This window comes from Mesorhizobium sp. M7A.F.Ca.CA.002.09.1.1, from assembly GCF_003998555.1.
Lineage (GTDB): Bacteria > Pseudomonadota > Alphaproteobacteria > Rhizobiales > Rhizobiaceae > Mesorhizobium > Mesorhizobium ciceri.
In genome coordinates, this window is sequence record NZ_RZRR01001185.1 from 1 (window position 1) to 1,385 (window position 1,385).

General features: G+C 61.0%; 2 protein-coding genes and 1 tRNA gene. 1 reads left to right on the forward strand and 2 read right to left on the reverse strand.

What is annotated here, in order from left to right:
* A partial coding sequence (locus EN994_RS31595; protein ID WP_127308159.1) for an SIMPL domain-containing protein occupies positions 1-282 on the reverse strand: 282 nt, incomplete at its 3' end.
* Positions 283-416: 134 nt separating this feature from the next.
* On the opposite strand from EN994_RS31595, the gene EN994_RS31600 reads away from it, so the two are divergent.
* Positions 417-492 (forward strand) — tRNA-Ile (locus EN994_RS31600).
* A gap of 37 nt (positions 493-529) precedes the next feature.
* Here EN994_RS31600 and EN994_RS31605 read toward each other — a convergent pair.
* Positions 530-1,385: integrase core domain-containing protein (locus EN994_RS31605; protein WP_164746422.1), on the reverse strand; the 856-nt coding region annotated here is incomplete at its 5' end.

Below are 1,385 nucleotides of genomic sequence, written 5' to 3' on the forward strand. Positions count from 1 at the left end.
GATCTGGATGCCGGCGGTCTGCAGGTCCCGGTCCTTGATGCCGGCGGACTTCATCGCCGCGATCACGGCGGCCATGGCGTCATTGTTGGCGTCGAGCGCGGCGCGCGCGGTCTTGGCCTCGCGCATGACGCTCAGCGTCAGGACCGCCAGATCGGGGGCCACGGTTGCTTCGCCTTCGCCCGACACGATGATGCGGGGCGGCGTCGGCAGATCGGTGGCTCCAGCCATCGCCGGAAAAGCGATTGCAGCGGCGAGCGCGAGAGGCAAAAGATGTCTGGTCATGAAAATCTCCTTGGTCTGCGATCAAGTCGCAGACGTCGCGTAGAGCGCGATTATGGGTTGATTTGGGCGATCTGGGGAAGCCCGTCGGGAAAGCCTTGTGCCGCGATGCGAAAAACATTAATCCAGCCCGCGTGGGGCCTGTAGCTCAATGGTTAGAGCCGGCGGCTCATAACCGCTTGGTTGGGGGTTCGAGTCCCTCCGGGCCCACCATTACCGTTAGGTCCGTTCCGGACACATAGGTTACGGTTTATACCGGAGACATGGGTAACACTTTTGGCCCGAAGGGGTTTTGGAGTGGTTCGAGCCTGCATGTCTCATCGTCGAAATATCCCAAATCATAGTCCATGAAGCTAGCCAGCCAGATATGGTCCTCGACCTGTTTGATTCCGACGGTCTGGCCGGCAAAGACAAGGCTGAGGTTGATCTTCTTGCGGTTATAGCAGATGCGGCCGCAGGTGGTGACGGTGACGGCCTTGTCGTGAAACGGGTGGTCGAGATCGGGCAAGCCGGTGTAGGGACGCGTTGAGGGCGTGTAGCGCTCGGCCGGGCAGTCCATGTCGAGCGCCTGGTGCGGGCGTTGTGAGTTGAACTCGTCGATGAAGTCATCGAACCTGGCCTGCTGTTGAAGGAAATTGGCGCCGGCCGGTTTGGTGGTCTCCTTCTTGAGGGTGAGGTGCATGCGCTCATGGCGGCCATTCTGCTGCGGACAGCCCGGCTTGATGCGCTCGATGTCGATGCCCAGGCGCAGCCACCAGACCGACAGTTTGCTGAGATTGAACAGCGCGTTGGGGCTGGCGAAGGGAACGCCATTGTCGGTCCTGATCGCGCTGGGCAGGCCGAACTCTTTGAAAACGCTTTCGAACACGGTGAAGGCATAGGCTTCCTTGGTGGTCGAGAGCGCCTCGCAGGCGATGAGATAACGGCTGGCGAAGTCGGTGATGGTCAGCGGATAGCAATAGCGCCGATCGGCGAGCATGAACTCGCCCTTGTAGTCGGCACACCAAAGATCGTTAGGGCGACAGCCGTTTGAAAGTGGTGTCCCCGTCGCCCTGTTGCGCCTGCGCTTGCGGCGCTCGACCATGCCGTGGCGGTCGAGCACGGCA